At 64.8% G+C, this 18,516-nt stretch carries 19 protein-coding genes; 4 read left to right on the top strand and 15 right to left on the bottom strand.

The features are described from left to right. Positions 1-61 precede the first annotated feature (61 nt). Positions 62-1,093 (top strand): zinc-binding alcohol dehydrogenase family protein, encoded by a 1,032-nt coding sequence (locus AC27E8_RS13675; protein ID WP_487099836.1) that lies wholly within the window; start codon positions 62-64, stop codon positions 1,091-1,093. Positions 1,094-1,133: 40 nt separating this feature from the next. Here the strand turns inward: AC27E8_RS13675 and AC27E8_RS13670 are convergent, their stop codons facing one another. The 11 genes from AC27E8_RS13670 to AC27E8_RS13620 form a co-directional block, all read right to left on the bottom strand. Beyond that, positions 1,134-1,346, bottom strand: a complete 213-nt coding sequence (locus AC27E8_RS13670) for a hypothetical protein (protein WP_487099835.1) — start codon at positions 1,344-1,346, stop codon at positions 1,134-1,136. Positions 1,347-1,455: 109 nt separating this feature from the next. Beyond that, positions 1,456-2,373 carry a DMT family transporter gene (locus AC27E8_RS13665; RefSeq protein WP_487099834.1) on the bottom strand — a complete coding sequence of 306 codons (918 nt, stop codon included), beginning with the start codon at positions 2,371-2,373 and terminating at the stop codon, positions 1,456-1,458. Between the two features lie 78 nt (positions 2,374-2,451). Further along, positions 2,452-2,691: a hypothetical protein gene (locus tag AC27E8_RS13660; RefSeq protein ID WP_487099833.1), complete on the bottom strand. Its 240-nt coding sequence runs from the start codon at positions 2,689-2,691 to the stop codon at positions 2,452-2,454. Between the two features lie 91 nt (positions 2,692-2,782). Continuing rightward, the gene (gene hisIE / locus AC27E8_RS13655) at positions 2,783-3,547 is read right to left on the bottom strand and encodes a bifunctional phosphoribosyl-AMP cyclohydrolase/phosphoribosyl-ATP diphosphatase HisIE (protein WP_487099832.1); all 765 of its coding nucleotides are present in this window, start codon (positions 3,545-3,547) and stop codon (positions 2,783-2,785) included. Continuing rightward, positions 3,535-4,305, bottom strand: coding sequence for an imidazole glycerol phosphate synthase subunit HisF (gene hisF, locus AC27E8_RS13650; RefSeq protein ID WP_487099831.1), 771 nt, complete (start codon positions 4,303-4,305; stop codon positions 3,535-3,537). Before hisF ends, hisIE begins: the two co-directional genes overlap by 13 nt. After that, positions 4,299-5,057, bottom strand: coding sequence for a 1-(5-phosphoribosyl)-5-[(5-phosphoribosylamino)methylideneamino]imidazole-4-carboxamide isomerase (hisA, locus tag AC27E8_RS13645; RefSeq protein WP_487099830.1), 759 nt, complete (start codon positions 5,055-5,057; stop codon positions 4,299-4,301). Before hisA ends, hisF begins: the two co-directional genes overlap by 7 nt. After that, the gene (gene hisH / locus AC27E8_RS13640; RefSeq protein WP_487099829.1) at positions 5,054-5,716 is read right to left on the bottom strand and encodes an imidazole glycerol phosphate synthase subunit HisH; all 663 of its coding nucleotides are present in this window, start codon (positions 5,714-5,716) and stop codon (positions 5,054-5,056) included. The genes hisA and hisH overlap by 4 nt, the downstream gene beginning before the upstream one ends. Beyond that, the gene (hisB, locus tag AC27E8_RS13635; RefSeq protein ID WP_487099828.1) at positions 5,713-6,318 is read right to left on the bottom strand and encodes an imidazoleglycerol-phosphate dehydratase HisB; all 606 of its coding nucleotides are present in this window, start codon (positions 6,316-6,318) and stop codon (positions 5,713-5,715) included. The genes hisH and hisB overlap by 4 nt, the downstream gene beginning before the upstream one ends. Further along, complete coding sequence (gene hisD / locus AC27E8_RS13630; RefSeq protein WP_487099827.1) at positions 6,315-7,595, bottom strand: histidinol dehydrogenase; 1,281 nt, start codon at positions 7,593-7,595, stop codon at positions 6,315-6,317. Before hisD ends, hisB begins: the two co-directional genes overlap by 4 nt. Continuing rightward, on the bottom strand, positions 7,585-8,226 hold the full coding sequence (gene hisG / locus AC27E8_RS13625) for an ATP phosphoribosyltransferase (RefSeq protein ID WP_487099826.1): 642 nt from the start codon (positions 8,224-8,226) through the stop codon (positions 7,585-7,587). Before hisG ends, hisD begins: the two co-directional genes overlap by 11 nt. Continuing rightward, the gene (locus AC27E8_RS13620) at positions 8,220-9,332 is read right to left on the bottom strand and encodes an ATP phosphoribosyltransferase regulatory subunit (RefSeq protein WP_041695029.1); all 1,113 of its coding nucleotides are present in this window, start codon (positions 9,330-9,332) and stop codon (positions 8,220-8,222) included. The genes hisG and AC27E8_RS13620 overlap by 7 nt, the downstream gene beginning before the upstream one ends. 175 nt (positions 9,333-9,507) lie before the next feature. Here AC27E8_RS13620 and AC27E8_RS13615 point away from each other — a divergent pair, with 175 nt between their 5' ends. Further along, complete coding sequence (locus AC27E8_RS13615) at positions 9,508-9,741, top strand: LysM peptidoglycan-binding domain-containing protein (protein WP_014463785.1); 234 nt, start codon at positions 9,508-9,510, stop codon at positions 9,739-9,741. Positions 9,742-9,810: 69 nt separating this feature from the next. On the opposite strand, the gene ispG is transcribed toward AC27E8_RS13615, so the two are convergent. From ispG to cyoE, 4 genes are all read right to left on the bottom strand, one after another. Next, positions 9,811-10,896 (bottom strand): flavodoxin-dependent (E)-4-hydroxy-3-methylbut-2-enyl-diphosphate synthase, encoded by a 1,086-nt coding sequence (ispG, locus tag AC27E8_RS13610; RefSeq protein ID WP_014463784.1) that lies wholly within the window; start codon positions 10,894-10,896, stop codon positions 9,811-9,813. Between the two features lie 80 nt (positions 10,897-10,976). Further along, a complete protein-coding gene (locus AC27E8_RS13605) occupies positions 10,977-12,110 on the bottom strand; it encodes a zinc-dependent alcohol dehydrogenase family protein (protein ID WP_487099825.1) in 1,134 nt (377 codons plus the stop codon). Positions 12,111-12,143: 33 nt separating this feature from the next. Further along, positions 12,144-13,199 carry a zinc-dependent alcohol dehydrogenase family protein gene (locus AC27E8_RS13600; RefSeq protein WP_487099824.1) on the bottom strand — a complete coding sequence of 352 codons (1,056 nt, stop codon included), beginning with the start codon at positions 13,197-13,199 and terminating at the stop codon, positions 12,144-12,146. Positions 13,200-13,360: 161 nt separating this feature from the next. Continuing rightward, positions 13,361-14,287, bottom strand: a complete 927-nt coding sequence (cyoE, locus tag AC27E8_RS13595; RefSeq protein WP_487099823.1) for a heme o synthase — start codon at positions 14,285-14,287, stop codon at positions 13,361-13,363. A gap of 233 nt (positions 14,288-14,520) precedes the next feature. On the opposite strand from cyoE, the gene AC27E8_RS13590 reads away from it, so the two are divergent. Both AC27E8_RS13590 and acnA read left to right on the top strand, forming a co-directional pair. Continuing rightward, on the top strand, positions 14,521-15,486 hold the full coding sequence (locus tag AC27E8_RS13590) for an MraY family glycosyltransferase (protein WP_487099822.1): 966 nt from the start codon (positions 14,521-14,523) through the stop codon (positions 15,484-15,486). Between the two features lie 250 nt (positions 15,487-15,736). Beyond that, positions 15,737-18,451: an aconitate hydratase AcnA gene (gene acnA, locus AC27E8_RS13585; protein ID WP_487099821.1), complete on the top strand. Its 2,715-nt coding sequence runs from the start codon at positions 15,737-15,739 to the stop codon at positions 18,449-18,451. The last annotated feature ends 65 nt before the right edge of the window (positions 18,452-18,516 follow it).

Raw genomic sequence — 18,516 nt, 5'->3', positions numbered from 1 at the left:
AAAGGGAAGTGTATAACTCTTTGTGAGTGGTACGCGTTTGATCCTAGCTTACGAGGAGGCGATGCCTGTGGCGAAGATGAAAGCGGTGGGCCTGTATCGATACCTGCCCATCTCGGATCCGGAGAGCCTGCTGGACCTGGAGGTGGAGCGCCCCCGCCCGCAAGGGCGCGATTTGTTGGTGCAGATCCAGGCTGTCTCCGTGAATCCCGTCGATACAAAGATCCGCGCGCCAAAAGACAAGGTGGAATCCACGCCCAAAATCCTCGGCTTTGACGCCGCTGGAATTGTCGTCGAAACGGGGCCGGAGTGCCAGTGGTACAAGCCAGGCGACGAGGTGTTTTACGCCGGCAGCAACGTGCGGCAAGGCACGAACGCGGAGTACCACCTCGTCGACGAGCGCATCGTGGGCCGCAAGCCGAAGGCGCTCAGCTTTGCCGAAGCCGCCGCACTCCCGCTGACGAGTCTGACGGCCTGGGAAGCGCTGGAGGATCGACTCGGGTTCTCGCTCGACCCCGGCGCGAATCGCGGCACGTCGCTGCTCATCATCGGCGCGGCTGGCGGCGTGGGCTCCATCGCGACCCAGTTGGCCAAGCGCGCCGGGTTCACGGTCATCGGCACGGCGTCCAGGCCGGAGACCAAGGAATGGGCCTTGCGGCACGGCGCGGACCACATCCTCGATCACACGCGCCCCTTCCGGCCGCAGCTCGAGGCGCTCGGCTTCCGCGACGTCGACGTCATCCTGTGCCTCAACGCCACCGACAAGCACTGGGAACAAATGGCGGACGTCATTGCGCCACAGGGCAAGATCTGCTCCATCGTGGAGACGAGCACGCTGCTCAATCTGGAACTCCTGTTTGGCAAGAGCGTGACGTTCGCGTGGGAACTGATGTTCACGCGGCCGCGGTACCAGACGGCGGACATGGCCAGGCAGCGCGACATCCTGAATCGAGTGGCCGATCTCGTCGACGCGGGCGAGATTCAAAGCACCATGACGGAACACCTGTCGCCCATCAATGCGGAGAATCTGCGGAAGGCGCATGCGAAGATCGAATCCGGCAGGACCATTGGCAAAATCGTGCTCTCGGGATTCTGAAGAAGGCACAGGGAGCGAGCGCCTTTGCGCTCGCTCCTTTTCACGGCACGGAAGGAGGGTCTGCTGCGGCGGCGGATGAGATGGCGGATTGCCCACGGAGCCACTGGCGAAGCGCCATGAGAATGGCCAGCGCGATGAGGGCTGTGACGGGCCCCCAAGTCACGTAGACGGTATCGACTGACAGGTGTGACGCCGCCCAACCGATGGCGACCGAACTCGCCGTCACGACGATGGATGTGAAGGTGTCCGACATGCTCGAGACCCGCCCGTTGTAATCCATATCGGTCAACGAAACCCGCAAATTTGGCTCTATTCTACTCGCGTCTGAAGGGTTTGAAAACCGGCGACATGGAGCAGCACCGTCACGTCGACGCGCGCTCCATTTCCGACGCGGTGACCGTCTTCGCCTGCCCCCGGTGTTGACCGAGGAAGAGCGCCAGGAGGATCATCGCGCCACCGGCGTAAAACAGCGCAGACGGCCGTTCCCCAGTGACGACAACCGAAATCAGGACGCCAAACACGGGCTGCAGATACAGCGTGATGGCCGCGCTCGCCACGTCGTGATCCTGCAGGACGAAAATCCAGATCAAATAGGCCGCGGCGGTCGCGAAAAACGCGAGAAATACGAGGCTCCAAAGGCTCACCGGCGTGACGTGGTGCGGCCAGGCATGCCCCGTCCACGCGTACACCGGTATACAGCCGATGCCTGCGGCCAACAGCATGATGGAGGTCGCGCTCGCCGCGGAGACGTCGGCCGTCAGCCTCCCCGAAATGGCGTTGTAGATGGCGTAACAGGCGACGGCGCCGAGCATGAGGAGATCTCCCAAAAGGTAGCCCGCAAACCCGGGCCTCGGGCAACCGGCAACCACCCACGCGCCTGTGGCCGCCAACATCATGGCGAACCATCTGCGCGGGCCAAGCGGCGTCCGAAACGCGAGCGCCGAGACCACGAGGGTCAGAAGTGGCTCGAGCGCAATCGACACCGCGCCGAGCGCCGGCGACGACGCGCGGATTCCCTCCGTCTCCATGGTCACCGGGAGCGTGAAGCCGAGAAGGCCAAGGAGCGAGATGCGGAGCACCTTCTTCCACGTCCAGACCCCGAGGCGCACGTCGCGCACGACAAAGGGCATGAGAACGAGCCCGCCGACGACCATGCGCGCCATCACGATGAGCGGCGGCGAGAAGCTCTCGGCGGCAAGCCCCGTCGCCGTGAAGCTCGCGGACCAAATCAGATTGGCAAAGATGAGCAGTGCAAACAATCCCCATTTCGGAATACGCAACGAGCCGGCCCCCTCCGTAGCTAATCTACGCCGAGCGACCGGCTCAACTCAAGCCCCCAAGTCTTCCGCATTTCACACCTAACGGAACATCGTGGGCCCCTTGCGCGCGCGTGGCAGGGATGTCGCCCGCCGCTCGAGCACGAGATAGTGATCCGTGACAAACGTCAGCCGATAGCCGTTCCGCTCCAGCTTGCGAATCACATCGCCGACCGTCATGCCGAGGAAGTCGGCAATCACGACGCTTTCGTCCGAACTGCTCCCCGCGTTCACGACGATCTCGGCGCTGCCCGTGACCAGCGGATGTAGGATGACCACCATCTTTTCCACCTCCATGCTGTATCGAATGCATGAAGGTGGAATGGTGCGCCCGCCAATTTGCAGGCTCCCGTCTCATACCCTCTCGCGGGCCCTACGCCCGCTTCTCGAGAACCTGCCACACGTCGGCAGGCTGGACGCCCACGTGGCGCCACAGGACAAGCAGGTGATACAACAGATCCGCGGATTCGGCCGCCACCTCGGCCTTCGCCGTCGCGTCGCGCTCGGCCTTCAGACCCGCGAGCGCCACCTCCACCGCCTCTTCGCCAATCTTCTTGCCCATCCGCTCCGCGCCATGTGTGAAAAGGTACGTGGTGTAGCTCCCATCCGGCCGCTCGCGGTAGCGGCTGTCGATCACGCCCCACAATCTCGCCAGCGCCGATTCATCCCACGCCACGTTCCCGGGCACATCGCCCGACGCGTCGCTCGCCGCGGGCGCATCGCCTTCTTCCGCGCGAACCGCTGCGCCTTCGGGGTTCGGGCCCCCCTCCTTCGCCGCCTCCGACGAAACCCCGTCCGGCACCAGGCGGCGATAAAAACACACCTGCTCGCCCGTGTGGCAAGCGGGTCCCTCGGGCACCACCCTGTAGAGCACGGCGTCACCGTCGCAGTCCACCCGCACCTCCACCACGCGCTGCACGTTGCCTGACGTCGCACCCTTGCGCCAGTACGCCCGACGGGATCGGCTGTAATACCAGGCGTAGCCCGTCGCAAGCGTCCGCTTCAGCGCCTCGCGGTCCGCGTAGGCGAGCATCAACACGTCACCCGTTTCGGCGTCCTGGGCCACCACAGGCACGAGGCCCGTGGCCGCGTCATAGCGGACGCGCGCGAGTTCCACCTCTCCCTTCACAGCGGCCACCGCACCGGCACCCCCCTGTCGCACAGATACTGCTTCAGCGCCGGAATGGCAATCTCCCCAAAGTGAAACACGCTCGCGGCGAGCGCCGCGTCCGCGCCGCCTTCCGTCAGGACCTGAGCGAAATGTTCCATCGATCCGGCCCCGCCGCTCGCGATGACCGGCACGCGGACCGCGTCTGCCACGCGGCGGGTGAGGTCGAGATCGTAACCCGACTTGGTGCCATCCTGCCGAAAGCTGGTCAAAAGAATTTCGCCCGCGCCAAGTTGCGCCGCGCGCTTGGCCCACTCCACCGCGTCCGTGCCGGTCCCCACCTTGCCGCCCTGAAGCATCACCTCGTAGCGGCCGAGAGGCTCGCTCCACCGCGCGTCGATGGCCACGACGACGCACTGTTCGCCAAACCGCCACGCGGACTCCTCGATGAGCCGATGGTTTCGGAACGCCCCAGTGTTCATCGAGACCTTGTCCGCGCCGGACAGGAGCAGTCGTCGCACGTCCTCGACGGTGGACACGCCGCCGCCCACGGTGAGCGGCACATTGACGCGCGCGGCCACCTGCTCCACCACCCGCAGCATGGCGAGGCGCCCCTCGCTGGACGCGGAGATGTCGAGCAGCACGAGCTCGTCTGCGCCTTCGCGGCAGTACGCCTCCGCCAACTCCACCGGATCGCCCGCGTCCCTTCGGTTCTCCAAGAAGCTCACGTGCTTCACCACGCGGCCGTCGAGCACGTCGAAACACGGAATGATGCGCTTGGTCAGCACGCGCCTCCCTCCTCTTCCTGCGCGAGGCGTTGAAACAGTTCGCCGAGATGGATGCGGCCATCGTGCAGCGCCTTGCCGATCACGGCGCCAGCGAGGCCCGCCCGGCGCGCGGCCACGACGTCGTCGATGGAACCGATGCCCCCCGAGGCGATGGCAAAAAGCCCCGACTGCTGCACGCCAAGCGCCAGATCCAGATTCGGGCCTTCGCCGGTGCCGTCGCGCTCGACGTCGGTCACGAGCGCCTGGACGAGACCGACTTTGGCGAGCTCGCGGGCGAGATCGAAGATGGACCACTCGGTCTCTTCCAGCCAGCCGGACACCGCGAGGCGCCCTTTGCGGCCGTCGAGCCCTGCGACGAGCCGATGGCCGCCGAACTCCTGCGCCCACTCCGCCACAAGCTCGACATTTCGCACCGCGGTGCCGATGACGACGCGCGCCACGCCCGCCTCCAACCATCGGGCGATGGCTTCCCGCGTGCGAATGCCGCCGCCCACCTGCACCGCTGCGCCGTAGGATGCGGCCGTCTCGACAATGGCGCGCACCGCCCGCTCGTTCTCGCTTTGGCCGGACCGGGCGGCGTCGAGATCGACCACGTGCAAGAAGCGAGCGCCCGCGTCGCAGAGGCGCCCGGCGACCTCAGCCGGGTGACCCTCGTAGCGCGTGACCTGCTGGTAGTCGCCCTGGCGCAGGCGAACCACTTCACCACCCAGGATGTCGATGGCCGGATAGACCGTGAACCCAGGCCCGCTCATGGGCTCACCCCCTCGAGCAACGCCGGATACGCCGCAATGCGCACGAAATTCGCGAGGATGCGCTCGCCCACCGAACCGCTCTTCTCGGGATGAAACTGCGTGCCCATCACGCCGCCGCGCGCCACCACCGCGGGCACCTCCACGCCGGCGTATGGCGTGCTCGCGATCACGTCCTCGCCTCGCTCCGCGACCGCGTAGTAGGAGTGCACGAAGTACACGTAATCCCCTTCCCGCACGTCGCGCAGAAGCGGGTGACGGGGCGCGCGCACCTCGAGGCTGTTCCACCCCATGTGCGGCACCTTCGCCCCATCGGGGAAGCGGACCACGTGCCCGGGGACGAGATCCAGCCCGCGGAAGACGCCATGCTCTTCCGAGCTGGTGAAGAGAAGCTGCATGCCGAGGCAGATGCCAAGAAGCGGGATGGACCGCGCCACGGCGTCTCGCACCACGTCGCACAGGCCCCGGAGGAGCATCTGGCTCATGGCGTCGCCGAACGCTCCCACGCCGGGCAGGATGACGCCCTGCACGGCACGTTCTTCGCCCATCGCCGCCTCCCATTCGCTGCGCGACGCCACCACGCGTCCATCGGTGCCCACGCGGCGAAGCCCCCCAAGCACGCTGTGGAGGTTGCCAATGCCGGGATCGAGCACGATGATCATTCCAGCACCCCCTTGCTGCTTCGCACGCCGCCTTCCGTCACCTCGACCGCCTCGCGCAGCGCCTGGCCGAACGCCTTGAACAAGGCTTCCGCCATGTGGTGGTTGTTCTCGCCGTACAGGACCGCGAGGTGCAACGCCATCCGGGCCTCGTTCGCCACCGACTTGAAGAACTCGTGGACCAGCTCGGTCGGAAACGTGCCGATGCGCGCGTCCGTGAACCCGGCGTGCAGGACGAACGCCGGCCGGCCGGACAGGTCGATCACGGCCCGAGCGAGCGTCTCGTCCATGGGCACGTGGCGCTCTCCGTAGCGGCGGATGCCCGCCTTGTTGCCGAGCGCCTCGCGGATGGCGCGGCCCAAGCACAGCCCGATGTCCTCGACGAGGTGATGATCATCCACGTCCACATCGCCGGTCGCCGAGACGGTGAGATCGAAAGACCCGTGCACCGTAAACAAATGCAGCATGTGGCGCAAAAAGGGGACAGGGAAGTCCATCAATGCGCGGCCCTGGCCGTGCAGGTTGAGCGAAAGGCGAACCGAGGTCTCGCCGGTCTCGCGCTCGATGGCCGCGGAAAAGGTGGGGCGTTCCATGCTCGAACTCATCGCAACTCCTCCCTGCGGATGCGCACCGCGTCCCGATGCGCGGTGAGCGATTCGGCCTCCGCCAGCACCTCGATGTAGCGCGCGTGGCGAGCAAGCGTCTCCGCCGTGTAGGTGGCGGCCGTCATCCGGCGCATGAAATCGAGCGTCCCGAGCCCGCTCGAGAACCTCGCGCTGCCGTGCGTCGGCAGCACGTGATTGGTCCCGGCGAAGTAGTCGCCCACCGGTTCCGGCGTGTAGGGGCCGAGAAACACCGCCCCCGCGGTGCGAAGTCCGTCCAGCACGCGCCGCGGGTCCTCCGTCATCACTTCCACGTGCTCCGGCGCCATGTCGTTGACGAGATCGACCGCATCCTGGAGACTTTTCACGCAGACGAGTGCCCCGTGGCGCTCCAGCGCCTCGCGCGCGATGTCCACCCGCGGCAACGCCGCCAGCTGCCGCACGATCTCGGCGTGCACCCGCTCGAGCAGCGCGCGAGACGGGCTCAGGCACACGGCCCCCGCCTCCACGTCGTGCTCCGCCTGGGCGAGCAGATCCGCCGCCACATACGCCGGGTTCGCCGTCTCGTCCGCCACCACCACCACCTCGGTCGGCCCGGCGATGCTGTCAATGCCGACGTCGCCCATCACCATCCGCTTCGCCGTCGCCACGTACACGTTGCCCGGCCCGACGATCTTGTCCACTCTGGCGATGGTCTCGGTGCCGTACGCGAGCGCCGCCACGGCCTGAGCCCCGCCCACCGCGTACATCTCCTCGATCCCGACGAGGTGCGCCGCGGCGAGGACCGCCGGGTGAGGCAGGCCGTCCGGCCCCGGCGGCGACACGAGGGCGATGGAGCGGACACCCGCCACTTGTGCGGGGATGACGTCCATCAGCACGGTCGATGGGTAGGCCGCTCGGCCCCCGGGCGCGTACACGCCGACGCGGTGGAGCGGTCGCCACAGCATCTCGAGCGTCTCGCCATCCTCGCCCCGGATGACGATGTCGTTCGGCAGCTGTGCCTCGTGAAAGCGGCGGATGCGCTCCGCCGCGCGCGCGAGCGCCTCCCGCACCTCGGCGCGAAGCGCGCGAAACGCGGCCTCCATCGCCTCCTGCGGCACGCGCAAGGGCGCGTCCACGCCGTCCAACGCCCTCGTCAGCCGCCGCAGCGCGCCGTCGCCCCCCAGGCGCACCTCCTCGACGATGCGCGCCACGTTCCCCCACACGTCCGCGTCGCGGCCGGTCGTTCGCCGCCAGTTGAACGAATCCTGTTCGATCACGTCGACCCGGTCAAGGCGCATACGCGTTCCTCCTCGCGACGGCCGCCTCGAGGCGCTCCAGGCAGGCCGAGATTTCTCGGTGTTTCATCCGGTAGCTGGATCGGTTGGCCACGAGCCTCGCGGAGATGTCGAGCACCTCGTCGAAGACGACGAGCCCGTTGGCCCGGAGCGTCTCGCCGGTCTGGACGAGATCGAAGATGCGATCCGTCAGGCCAATCACGCTCGCGAGCTCGATGGACCCCGCGAGCGGCACAATTTCCACCTGGTGCCCCTGGCTGCGAAAGTACCGATCCGCGAGCTTCGGGTATTTGGTCGCCACGCGCCGCGGCGCGTGCCGGCGCTCCTCCTCGCGCCCCGCGACGCACAGCTTGCAACGCGCGACGCCGAGATCCAGCAACTCGTACATCTCCCGCTCCTGCTCGAGCAGGATGTCGTTGCCGACAACGCCGAGATCGGCCACGCCGTACGCGACGTACGTGGGCACGTCGGCGGGCTTGGCGAGGAGGTAGCGCAGGGTCCAGTCTTGCCAAGGGATCTCGAACACAAGCGCACGGCTCTCGTCCCAGTCGCGCGGATACGCGATGCCGGCCTCTTCCCAGAGCGGCACCACGTCGTCCAGCGTGCGCCCCTTGGCCATCGCCACGGTCAACATCCGGCTTCCCCCTCCTCCTGCGCCTCGAGCACGGCCATGACGCGCTCCACCTCGAACGCAAAGCCGACGGCGGGCGCGCCGGCCCCGAATTGAGCCAAAAGTTCATCGTACCGGCCGCCCTGCGCGATGGGCGCACCGACGCCCGGCGCGAACATCTCGAAGACGAGGCCTGTATAGTAGTCCAGCTCGCGGTGGAGGGCGAGATCGAACGTCACCACGTCCGAGGCGAGGCCCGAGTCGTGAAGGGCATCGGCGAGGCGGCAGAGATACCGCCACGCGTCCCTCACGTCCGCGGCCGCGCGTGGGTCGGCCGCGTCTCGGAGCAGCGCCTCAAGCTCACCTTGCGACGCCTCGCGGCTTCGCTTCGCGGCGTCGCGCTCAGCGGGCGACCACGCGAGCAGATTCGCGAGGAGATCCTCGTCCCTCGCGGCATGCCGCTGCCACAGCTCGCGAAATTGGACATAATTTCCGCTCGTCAGGCACGCGAGGAACGCGCGCGAAAGCGAGGCGGAGATGCCCAGCGCATCGAGCAAGCGCGGCACCAGGCGCGCGTGGCTCACCACGATGCGGTGGCGCCTTACGCCGGCCGCCGCGCTTGCCTCGTGCAACAGGCGCAACACGTCCATATCCACGTCGACGCTCGCCTCTTCGCCGATGCGCTCAATCCCGACCTGCGTCGACTCCGCTGCTTTGCCGCTCGCCCAGGAGAGCGAGGCGGGATCGTCCGTGCGGCGATACACCCGCTCGCAGTAACACCAGCGAATCGGCGTTCGCCCCGCAGCCACGCGTGGCGCCGCCATGCGCGCGATAGACGGGGTCATCTCCGGGCGGAGCGCCACCGCGTGCCCGCCGCCGTCGAAGAGCCGGATCCAGTCGCGGCTCGATTCTGGCGATCTCGCCCGCAAAAGTGTGTCCACGTATTCAAACAGCCCGCTCGTCACGGGCTCATACCCCGCGTCCTCGACAAACGAGAGCAGGCGCGTTTCGACCGCCCTGCGGCGCTTGGCGAAATCCGGATACCCGTCCTGCATCCCCGGGGGTCGGTCCGCAAACCCGCGCACCGCCTCCCAAGCGCGAGCACCCCACGCGCTTGACGTAAGATTCATGCCTCTCCAGCCTCCACGCCTTCTCTGCGCCCATGCGGCATTCTTTACTTCGCTAATATGCTAAAGCAAGCATATCGGACACGAGCTTGCATTGCAACAGGGGAATCTAGGCGTGCATCCGCGGCAAGTCCCGGCACACCCGCATACGGTGGAACGAACCACGTACAGAGGAGGGATGACAGTGGTCAAGTACATCGTCCAACCCGGTGACACGCTCGGCAACATCGCCGTCAAGTACGACACCACCGTGTCGGCCATCGTTCGGGCGAACGGCATCAAGAACCCCAACATGATCTACCCCGGCCAGGTGTTGAAGATCCCGAGCAAGCACTACGAGGACGTCAAATCGGGCTCGTATCATCACAGCATGCACCACGACATGCACTCACACCACAAGAGCTGGTACTGAACACGCGCCAAAACACAAAAAAGCGCGCCCGCCTGCCCATCTCGCCGGCAGCCGGGCGCGCGTCCGCAATCACCAGATGGATCCCGTCTCCGCGTACCGCTTCGCCATCGTATCGATTTCCTTTTTCAGCTCGGTGAGCAGATCCTGCTCCGGAATTTTCCGCACGACCTGCCCCTTGCGGAACAGCAACCCCTCGCCACGAGCGCCCGCGATGCCGATGTCCGCTTCGCGCGCCTCGCCTGGGCCGTTCACGGCGCACCCCAGCACCGACACCTTGATGGGCGCCCGGATGTTTTGCACGTAATCCTCGAGCTCATTCACAATGCTGATGAGATCGATGTCGATCCGCCCGCACGTCGGGCACGACACAATCGTCACGGCGTCCGACACGATGTGGAACACCTTCAACAGCTCGCGCGCCACCTTGACTTCCTCAACAGGATCCGCCGAGAGCGACACGCGAATGGTGTTGCCAATGCCCATGTGGAGAAGCGTCCCGAGGCCGGCTGCGCTCTTGATGGTCCCGCCAAACAGGGTGCCCGATTCGGTGATGCCAAGGTGAAGCGGATAGCGGAACCGCTCGGCCGCCAGGCGATAGGCCTCAATCGCGAGAGGCACATCGGAAGCCTTCATCGAGATGATGATATCGTCGAAATCCAGGTCCTCCAGGATCTTCACGTGATGTTCGGCACTCTCGAGCATGCCCTCCGCCGTTGGGTAGCCGTACTTCTCGAGAATGTGTTTCTCAAGCGATCCCGCGTTGACCCCGATGCGAATGGGAATCCCGCGCTCCTTGCACGCCTTGACGACTTCCTCCACCTTCTCGCGTTTGCCGATGTTGCCGGGGTTGATGCGCACCTTGTCGACGCCGTTTTTGATGGCCTCGAGCGCGAGCCGGTGATCGAAGTGGATATCTGCGACAAGCGGAATATGAATCTGCCGCTTGATTTCCTTGATAGCCTCAGCAGCTTCGCGGTTGTTGACCGTCACTCGCACGACCTGACAGCCGGCATCCTCCAGACGGTGAATCTGCTCCACCGTCGCCTTGACATCGGCCGTCTTGGTCGTCGTCATGCTCTGCACAATGACCTGATTGCTCCCGCCGATCACGACGTCGCCGACGCGAACCGGCTTCGTCTCCCAGCGACGATACATACTCTCGTCTCCCCGCTACGTGATGAGGTCCCAAGACGGATCTTACCGAACGAGGGCCCGTCCTTCAACCAATACGCGGATCATGTCCCGCTCATGCGCACGACAATGCGCACGGCCTCGCCCGCGGCGAGGCGATCGAAGCCCTCGTTGATGTGGTCGAGATCGATCACGTCCGACACCAGCCTGTCGACGGGGAGCTTTCCCTGTTGGAACAGCGAAATGAAGCGCGGAATGTCGCGGGACGGGACGCAGCTTCCCACGTACGATCCGCGAATCGTGCGCTCCTCTGCCGCAAGGAGCACTTGGGGCACGCTCCACTCGTGGCGCGGATCCGGTAACCCAGTGGTCACGGTCGTCCCGCCGCGCCGCGTCACGGCAAACGCCGTCTTCATGGCCGCGACGGAGCCCGCCGTCTCGAACACGTACTCCAGGCCGCCCGCCGAATCGGCGCGCACCCTGTCGATCACGCCGGGATCGCGCGCGTCGTACGTGTGCGTTGCGCCGAGTTCGCGCGCGAACGCGAGCTTCTCGGGATTCACGTCGATGGCCGCAATGTGCCGGGCTGACGAAGCCACGGCGCCGAGCAGCGCGGCGAGCCCCACGCCGCCGAGGCCCACGATGCCGACCGAGGCGCCCACGGGGACGCGCGCCGTGTTGACGACCGCGCCGACGCCCGTCATGACCGCGCAGCCGAACAGCGCCGCGTGCTCAAATGGGAGGGACGGATCGATTTTCACGAGCGAGCGGCGCGAGACGACGGCGTAGTCGCTGAAGGCCGACACGCCGAGGTGGTGATGGACGGGTTCTTCGCCAAGGCGCAGCCTGCGCGCTCCCGAGAGCAGTGTCCCGCGGCCGTTCGCCTCGGCGCCCGGCTCGCAGAGCGCAGGCCGTCCCTCTTGACAGGGGCCGCAGTGCCCGCAGCTTGGCACGAAGGCGCAGACGACGTGATCGCCAGGCGCCAAATCGGTCACGCCTTCGCCAAGTTCCACCACTTCGCCAGCCGCCTCGTGGCCGAGGGCCATCGGCATCGGCCGCGGGCGGGCGCCTTCGATGACGGAGAGATCCGAGTGGCACAGGCCGGCGGCGCGCACCCGGATGAGGACCTCGCCCGGCCCCGGCGGTTCCAGTTCCAGCGTCTCCAGGCGAAGCGGCCGCGTGGATGCGTAAGGCGGCCTCGCCCCCATCTCCAGGAGGACAGCGGCTCGCGTCTGCACAGTCGACTCCCCCTCGAAAGTTGTTGCACCACTTCACGCGAACGACGTGATGACGTTGAACCCCTTCGTCTCGAAGCGCAGCATGCGATCGAACACGTCGTTCAACTCGGCGAGGGCCACCTCGCGCTCCACGAGCGCCTTGGGCCGGAGCCTCCCTGCGGCGACCAACCGCAACAAGCCGTCGAAAGCGACGTGCGGGTTACCAAAGCTTCCGATGAACTCGATCTCGCCCGTGGTCATGATGTCGACCGGCAGCGCCACCATGCCCTGCTCAGCCGAGGAGGTGAGGCCAACCTGGACGTGGCGCCCGCCCTTGCGCAGGCACCGCACGGAGTTGAACACCGTCTCGGCGAGCCCGAGCGCGTCGATGCTCACATGTGCTCCTCCGCGCGTGACCTGCTTGATGGCCTTGAACACGCGCTCCTCGCGCCGGCTGTTGATGGTCACTGCGGCGCCTTCGGCTCGCGCCTTCTCGAGCTTTTCGTCGTCGATGTCCACGGCAATCACCTGAGCGCCGATAGCGTGAGCCGCCTGGATGGCGGACAACCCGACGCCGCCCGCGCCGTGCACGGCTACCCATTCACCGGGCTGGACGCGGCCCCGCATGACGGCATGAAAGCCCGTCATGTAACGGCACCCCATGGCGGCCGCAGTCACAAAATCGACCTCGTCGGGCAACCGGATGAGGTTGAAGTCAGCGTTGGGGACTCGCACATATTCCGCGAAGCTCCCGTCATACGTCGCGCCGTAAAATCCGAACTCGTCGCACAGATTCGACCTGCCCGACTGACACTGCGGACAGCGGCCGCAGCCGTTGTGAAATGGGACAGTGACGCGATCGCCCACCGCGAAGCGGCGGACATTGCGCCCCACCGCCACGACCTCGCCGCCGAACTCGTGGCCGAGGATGATGGGCAACTGTGGGCGGATCCCCACCCAGGCGAGTTCCCCCTGCCAGATGTGAAGATCGCTCCGACACACGCCGGCCGCACGCACGCGGACGACGGCGTCCTCCGGACCGGGATCGGGATCGGGAATGGTCTCGATGGAAAAGGGCGTGTGGAATGCATGCAGGCGCGCTGCTTTCACCAGTGCAACATCCTTTCATGGATGAAATACAAGGACACGCGTGCCGTCTGCGAAATCGTTTACACTCTTAGGAAAGCGGACTCTCGGCGCAATGTCAATAGGATGATAGAAGCGCGAAGCCCCTGCGGCGAACGCGCAGTCCGCCCCAGAGGCTTCGTTCATCACAAAATGGAAACCGAGAGTACCGAAACGACGCAGAGGGCCGTGAGGTAGATGAGCGAAAAGCGGAAGACCTGGTTGGCCCACGCCATGTCCTTCTCCGGAGGGACGAACAATCCTTTCACCGCGAGGTACAAGAACCACAGCCCAAGTGCGCCCATGACCACGAAGTACAGCCAGCCCTCGGCGCCGAGCACGGTGAGCATCAACGAGACTGGCACCATGGCGGCGGTGTAAAAGACAATCTGCCGCTTCGTCTCGCGAAATCCCCGAACCACCGGGAGCATCGGCACACCGGCCGCTCGGTAGTCCTCCGTCTTTTTCATCGCGAGCGGCAGGAAATGCGGTGGCTGCCACAAAAAGAAGGTGAAAAACATGCACCAAGCCGCGAGCGAGAGCGTTCCACCGCTCCCAGCCACCCAGCCGATGAGCGGCGGCATGGCGCCCGATACGCCGCCGAGCACGGTGTTCAACGTGGTGTGCCGCTTGAACCAGACGGTGTACAGATAGGAATACACGAATAGGCCCACAAACGCGCAGACGGCGGCTTGCCAATTCACGCCGACGAGCAACACCGCGAGGCCAATGGCGCTCATGGCAAGTCCGATACCAAGCGCCGCACCTGGGGAAACCTTCCCTCGCGCAACGGCGCGCATCTTCGTCCGCGGCATGCGCTGATCGATGTCGCGATCGTAAAAATTGTTGAGCGCCGCGCCTCCTGCCACCACAAACATCGTGCCGACGAGCGTCAGCAGCATGATGCTGAGCGGCGGATGGCCGCCGGACGCCACCCAAAGTCCGGCGAACGTCGCCATCAGGTTGGCGACGGTGATGCCCCACTTCATAATAGAGAGGTAATCGCGAAGCGTGGCCCGCGCGGATTCAACGCCCTTCGGGGGCTCCTGATACACAATGCCGTTTGCTTGCAACGGTTCATCACATCCTTCGCCATGAGGCCACGAGAGTCGATGAGCGCCGCACGCCGACCTTCGTTTCCGCTCACTATGTTTGCAAAGAGTGCGCGGAAACTCAACGGTTGTGCTCCATTTGTCATCCAACGGACATACTTTGGCCCCTGAAAAGACACAGATTGCAGTATAGCCGCCAAGGGTCGTGTTTAGTATAATTGCCGTGGAATGACACGAGCTAGGGAGAGAAACGTATGCCCCTTTGGCTGTCGGGTATTGTAGCTTTCGCACTCGCCTACCTGTTGGCACCGCATATGCGAAAAGTCGCGCTCCGGTACCGTTTCGTGGATCTTCCCAACGAGCGAAAAATTCACCGGGATCCGCTTCCGCTGCTCGGAGGCGCCGCCATTTTTGCGGGCGTCATCGGGGCATTTCTCGCAGGTTCGCTCTGGAAAGACTGGTTTGATACGCCGTACATCGGCGTCGTGATTGGCGCGGCGATGCTCTTTGTCATCGGCCTGCTCGATGATTATTACAAGACGAGAGGCAAGGACTTTTCCGTCGGCATTCGCTTCGTGGTGCAGATCCTCGCGGCGCTCATGGTGCCGCTCTTCGGCGGCGCCATCCAGGGATTCACGTCTCCCTTCGGCGGTCACCACTTTGTGGCCATTCCTCCTTATCTTTCGCTTTTCCTCACGCTCCTGTGGATTGTAGGCGTCACGAACGTCTTCAACTTTCTCGACGGCGTCGACGGCCTTGCGGCCGGCATCGCGGCCATCTCGGCGACCACGCTGTTCTTTGTCGCGCTCATCAAGGGCGACACAGCCTCCGCCTGGTTTGCGATTGCGGTGACGGGAGCCGCTGTCGGCTTCCTGCGACACAATTTCTATCCCGCGCGCATCATCATGGGAGACGCGGGATCCACCGTGCTTGGCTATTTGCTCGCCTCCATTGCGTCGGTCGGCGCTTTCAAATCAGCCACCGTCGTTTCCATCGGCGTGCCCATCCTCGCCCTGGGCGTGCCCATCTTCGATGCGGTCCGCGTGGTATTTTTGCGGGCTCGAGCCGGACGGCCGGTGTACAAGCCGGATCAGAACCATGTGCACCACTGGCTCTTGCGCCTCGGGCTGACGCAGGTGCAGACGGTGACTGTGGTGTACCTCATCAGCGCGTGCTTTTCGCTCGTGTCCATGCTCGTGCTGCTTTTGAATCGCGGATAACGAACGCGGTGCCTGCCTGGCCCTTGGGGTCGGGCCTTTTCTTTTGGTTCGTCAGCCGGTGCCAAGGCACCTTGCGTAAATTCCTCCATGGTAGTAGAGTGACAAAGGACTCGTCTCATGCGAACGCTTCCACGCCCTCGTCCGTCGCAGGTTTTCGATATCGGTATCGGCAATCTGGATGAGGATTCGACAGATGCGGGGGCCGCGTCGCAAAATAGAGGCAGAAACCAGATAGAAGGAGTGAGTCAGGGTGGGCGCCAATCTGTTTCAAGCCAAACAGACCCTCACCGTTGGCGGGAAGTCCTACACCTACTACCGCCTGGACGCTCTTCAGGAGCAAGGCGTAGCCGACATCTCCCGCCTCCCCATTTCCATCAAAATTCTCCTTGAATCCGTGCTCCGCCAGTACGACGGTCGCGTCATTACAGAGGAGCATGTGCGAGAACTCGCCAATTGGAACGCGGAGAACCCGGCCAAGTCCGAGGTCCCCTTTAAGCCAGCACGCATCCTGCTGCAGGACTTCACGGGCGTGCCCGTCGTGGTGGATCTGGCCGCCATGCGCAACGCAATGCACAAGCTCGGCGGCAATCCGAAGCGAATCAACCCGCTCATCCCGGTGGATCTCGTGATCGACCACTCGGTGCAGGTGGACGCGTTCGGCTCTAAAGAGGCGCTCGAATTCAACATCGCGAAGGAATTTGAGCGCAACGAGGAGCGCTACCGCTTCCTCCGCTGGGCACAGACCGCGTTCGATAACTTCCGCGCGGTGCCACCCGGAATGGGCATTGTCCACCAGGTGAACCTCGAGTACCTCGCACGCGTGGTCCAGGAGCGGACCGTCGACGGCGAGCAGGTCGTCTTCCCGGATAGCCTCGTCGGCACCGACTCGCACACGACCATGATCAACGGCGTCGGCGTCCTCGGCTGGGGCGTGGGCGGCATCGAGGCCGAGGCGTGCATGCTCGGTCAGCCCTTGTACTTCGTGCAGCCTGAGGTCATCGGCTTCAAGCTGACCGGCAAACTGCCCGAGGGCGCGACCGCGACGGATCTCGCCCTGACGGTCGTGAACATGCTGCGGAAGAAGGGCGTGGTCGGCAAGTTCGTCGAGTTCTACGGTGCCGGCCTCTCCAACATCAGCGTCGCCGACCGAGCGACCATTGCCAACATGGCGCCTGAATACGGCGCGACGATGGGCTTCTTCCCCATCGACCAGGCGACGCTCGACTATCTACGCCTGACCGGCCGCGACGAATCGCTTATCCAGCTCGTCGAGGCGTACGCGAAGGCGCAGGGCATGTTCCGCACGGACGACATGCCGGATCCGGTCTTCACCGACACGCTGGAGCTCGATCTCGGCTCCGTCCAGCCGACGATGGCGGGTCCGAAGCGGCCGCAGGATAAGATTTTCCTCTCCGATATGAAGAAGAATTTCGAGGCGGCGCTCGAGAAGCCCGTGTCGGAGGGCGGTTTCGGGCTTGCGGACCAGCGGGATAAGACGGCCGTCGTCCAATATCCGGACGGGCAGAAAGACGAACTCCACCACGGCGCGGTCGTGATTGCCGCCATCACGAGCTGCACCAACACCTCCAACCCGTCCGTGATGATTGGCGCGGGGCTGTTGGCGAAGAAAGCCGTGGAGAAAGGGCTGAAGACGCCGCGCTACGTGAAGACATCGCTCGCTCCCGGATCTCGCGTCGTCACGGATTACCTGGAGCGCGCAGGCCTGCTCGAGCCGCTCTCCAAGCTTGGCTTTGACGTCGTCGGCTACGGCTGCACCACGTGCATCGGCAACAGCGGTCCGCTGCCGGAGGAAGTGGCCAAAGCGATTCAGGAGAATGACCTTCTGGTCTCTGCGGTGCTGTCAGGCAACCGCAACTTCGAGGGGCGCATCCACTCGCTCGTTCGCGCGAACTACCTCGCTTCGCCGCCGCTCGTCGTGGCGTACGCCATCGCGGGCACGGTGGATATCGATCTCGTCAACGAGCCACTCGGCAAGGACGAGAACGGCAACGATGTGTTCCTGAAGGACATCTGGCCGTCGAACGAGGAGATTCAGGCGGTCATTCGGCAAATCATCAACCCGGAGATGTTCAAGAAGGAATACGAGAGCGTGTTCAACCGGAACGAGCGGTGGAACAAGCTGGACGTCCCGAAGGGCGAGTTGTACGAGTGGGATCCGAATTCGACATACATCCAGGAGCCGCCGTTCTTCGAGGGGCTGTCGGAAGAGGTTCCGGACATCCAGGACATCCAGGGCGCGCGCGTACTCGCATACCTGGGCGATTCGGTCACGACAGACCACATCTCGCCTGCGGGCAGCATCGCGCCGTCAAGCCCAGCTGGCCAGTACCTGCAGTCCAAGGGCGTGAAGCCGCATGAGTTCAACTCGTACGGTTCGCGCCGCGGCAACCACGAGGTCATGATGCGCGGTACCTTCGCAAACATCCGCATCCGCAACAAGGTGGCACCTGGCACGGAGGGCGGTTACACGACCTACTTCCCAACGGGCGAAGTGATGCCCATCTACGACGCCGCGATGAAGTACAAGGCGGATGGGACCCCGCTTGTGGTCATCGCCGGCAAGGAGTACGGAACGGGCTCGTCCCGCGACTGGGCGGCGAAGGGTACCTACCTGCTCGGCGTGAAGGCCGTGATCGCGGAGAGCTTCGAGCGCATCCACCGGAGCAACCTGGTCGGCATGGGCGTGTTGCCGCTCGAGTTCATCGACGGGCAAAACGCGGAGACGCTTGGCCTGACGGGACGCGAGGTGTACACCATCAAGGGGCTGTCGAACGACCTGAAGCCGCGCCAGACGGTCACGGTCGAAGTCACGCGCGAGGACGGATCGTCGTTCACGTTCCAAGCGCTCGTGCGGCTCGACAGCGACATCGAGGTGGATTACTACCGCAACGGCGGTATCCTGCAGACAGTGCTCCGCAACTTCATGCGCGAGCAGCAAGCGTAAGGAAACGCGCACGAGCAACAAAGGGGCTCCCACGAGGAGCCCCTTTTCTTGCGCACCGCCGCACT

Source organism: Alicyclobacillus sp. CIJ1 (assembly GCF_057538885.1).
The sequence above is the reverse complement of the archived record's forward strand: the minus strand, read 5'-3'. Positions and strand labels throughout refer to the sequence as shown.

Coding starts and splice junctions, on each gene's coding strand:
- hisH (WP_487099829.1), bottom strand. CDS start 5,716: ATGATCATCGTGCTCGATCCCGGCATTGGCAACCTCCACAGCGTGCTT.
- AC27E8_RS13590 (WP_487099822.1), top strand. CDS start 14,521: ATGCCCCTTTGGCTGTCGGGTATTGTAGCTTTCGCACTCGCCTACCTG.
- hisD (WP_487099827.1), bottom strand. CDS start 7,595: ATGCGCCTTGACCGGGTCGACGTGATCGAACAGGATTCGTTCAACTGG.
- AC27E8_RS13660 (WP_487099833.1), bottom strand. CDS start 2,691: ATGGTGGTCATCCTACATCCGCTGGTCACGGGCAGCGCCGAGATCGTC.
- hisG (WP_487099826.1), bottom strand. CDS start 8,226: ATGTTGACCGTGGCGATGGCCAAGGGGCGCACGCTGGACGACGTGGTG.
- AC27E8_RS13615 (WP_014463785.1), top strand. CDS start 9,508: ATGACAGTGGTCAAGTACATCGTCCAACCCGGTGACACGCTCGGCAAC.
- hisB (WP_487099828.1), bottom strand. CDS start 6,318: ATGAGTTCGAGCATGGAACGCCCCACCTTTTCCGCGGCCATCGAGCGC.
- AC27E8_RS13675 (WP_487099836.1), top strand. CDS start 62: ATGCCTGTGGCGAAGATGAAAGCGGTGGGCCTGTATCGATACCTGCCC.
- hisA (WP_487099830.1), bottom strand. CDS start 5,057: ATGAGCGGGCCTGGGTTCACGGTCTATCCGGCCATCGACATCCTGGGT.
- AC27E8_RS13670 (WP_487099835.1), bottom strand. CDS start 1,346: ATGTCGGACACCTTCACATCCATCGTCGTGACGGCGAGTTCGGTCGCC.
- ispG (WP_014463784.1), bottom strand. CDS start 10,896: ATGTATCGTCGCTGGGAGACGAAGCCGGTTCGCGTCGGCGACGTCGTG.
- AC27E8_RS13620 (WP_041695029.1), bottom strand. CDS start 9,332: ATGAATCTTACGTCAAGCGCGTGGGGTGCTCGCGCTTGGGAGGCGGTG.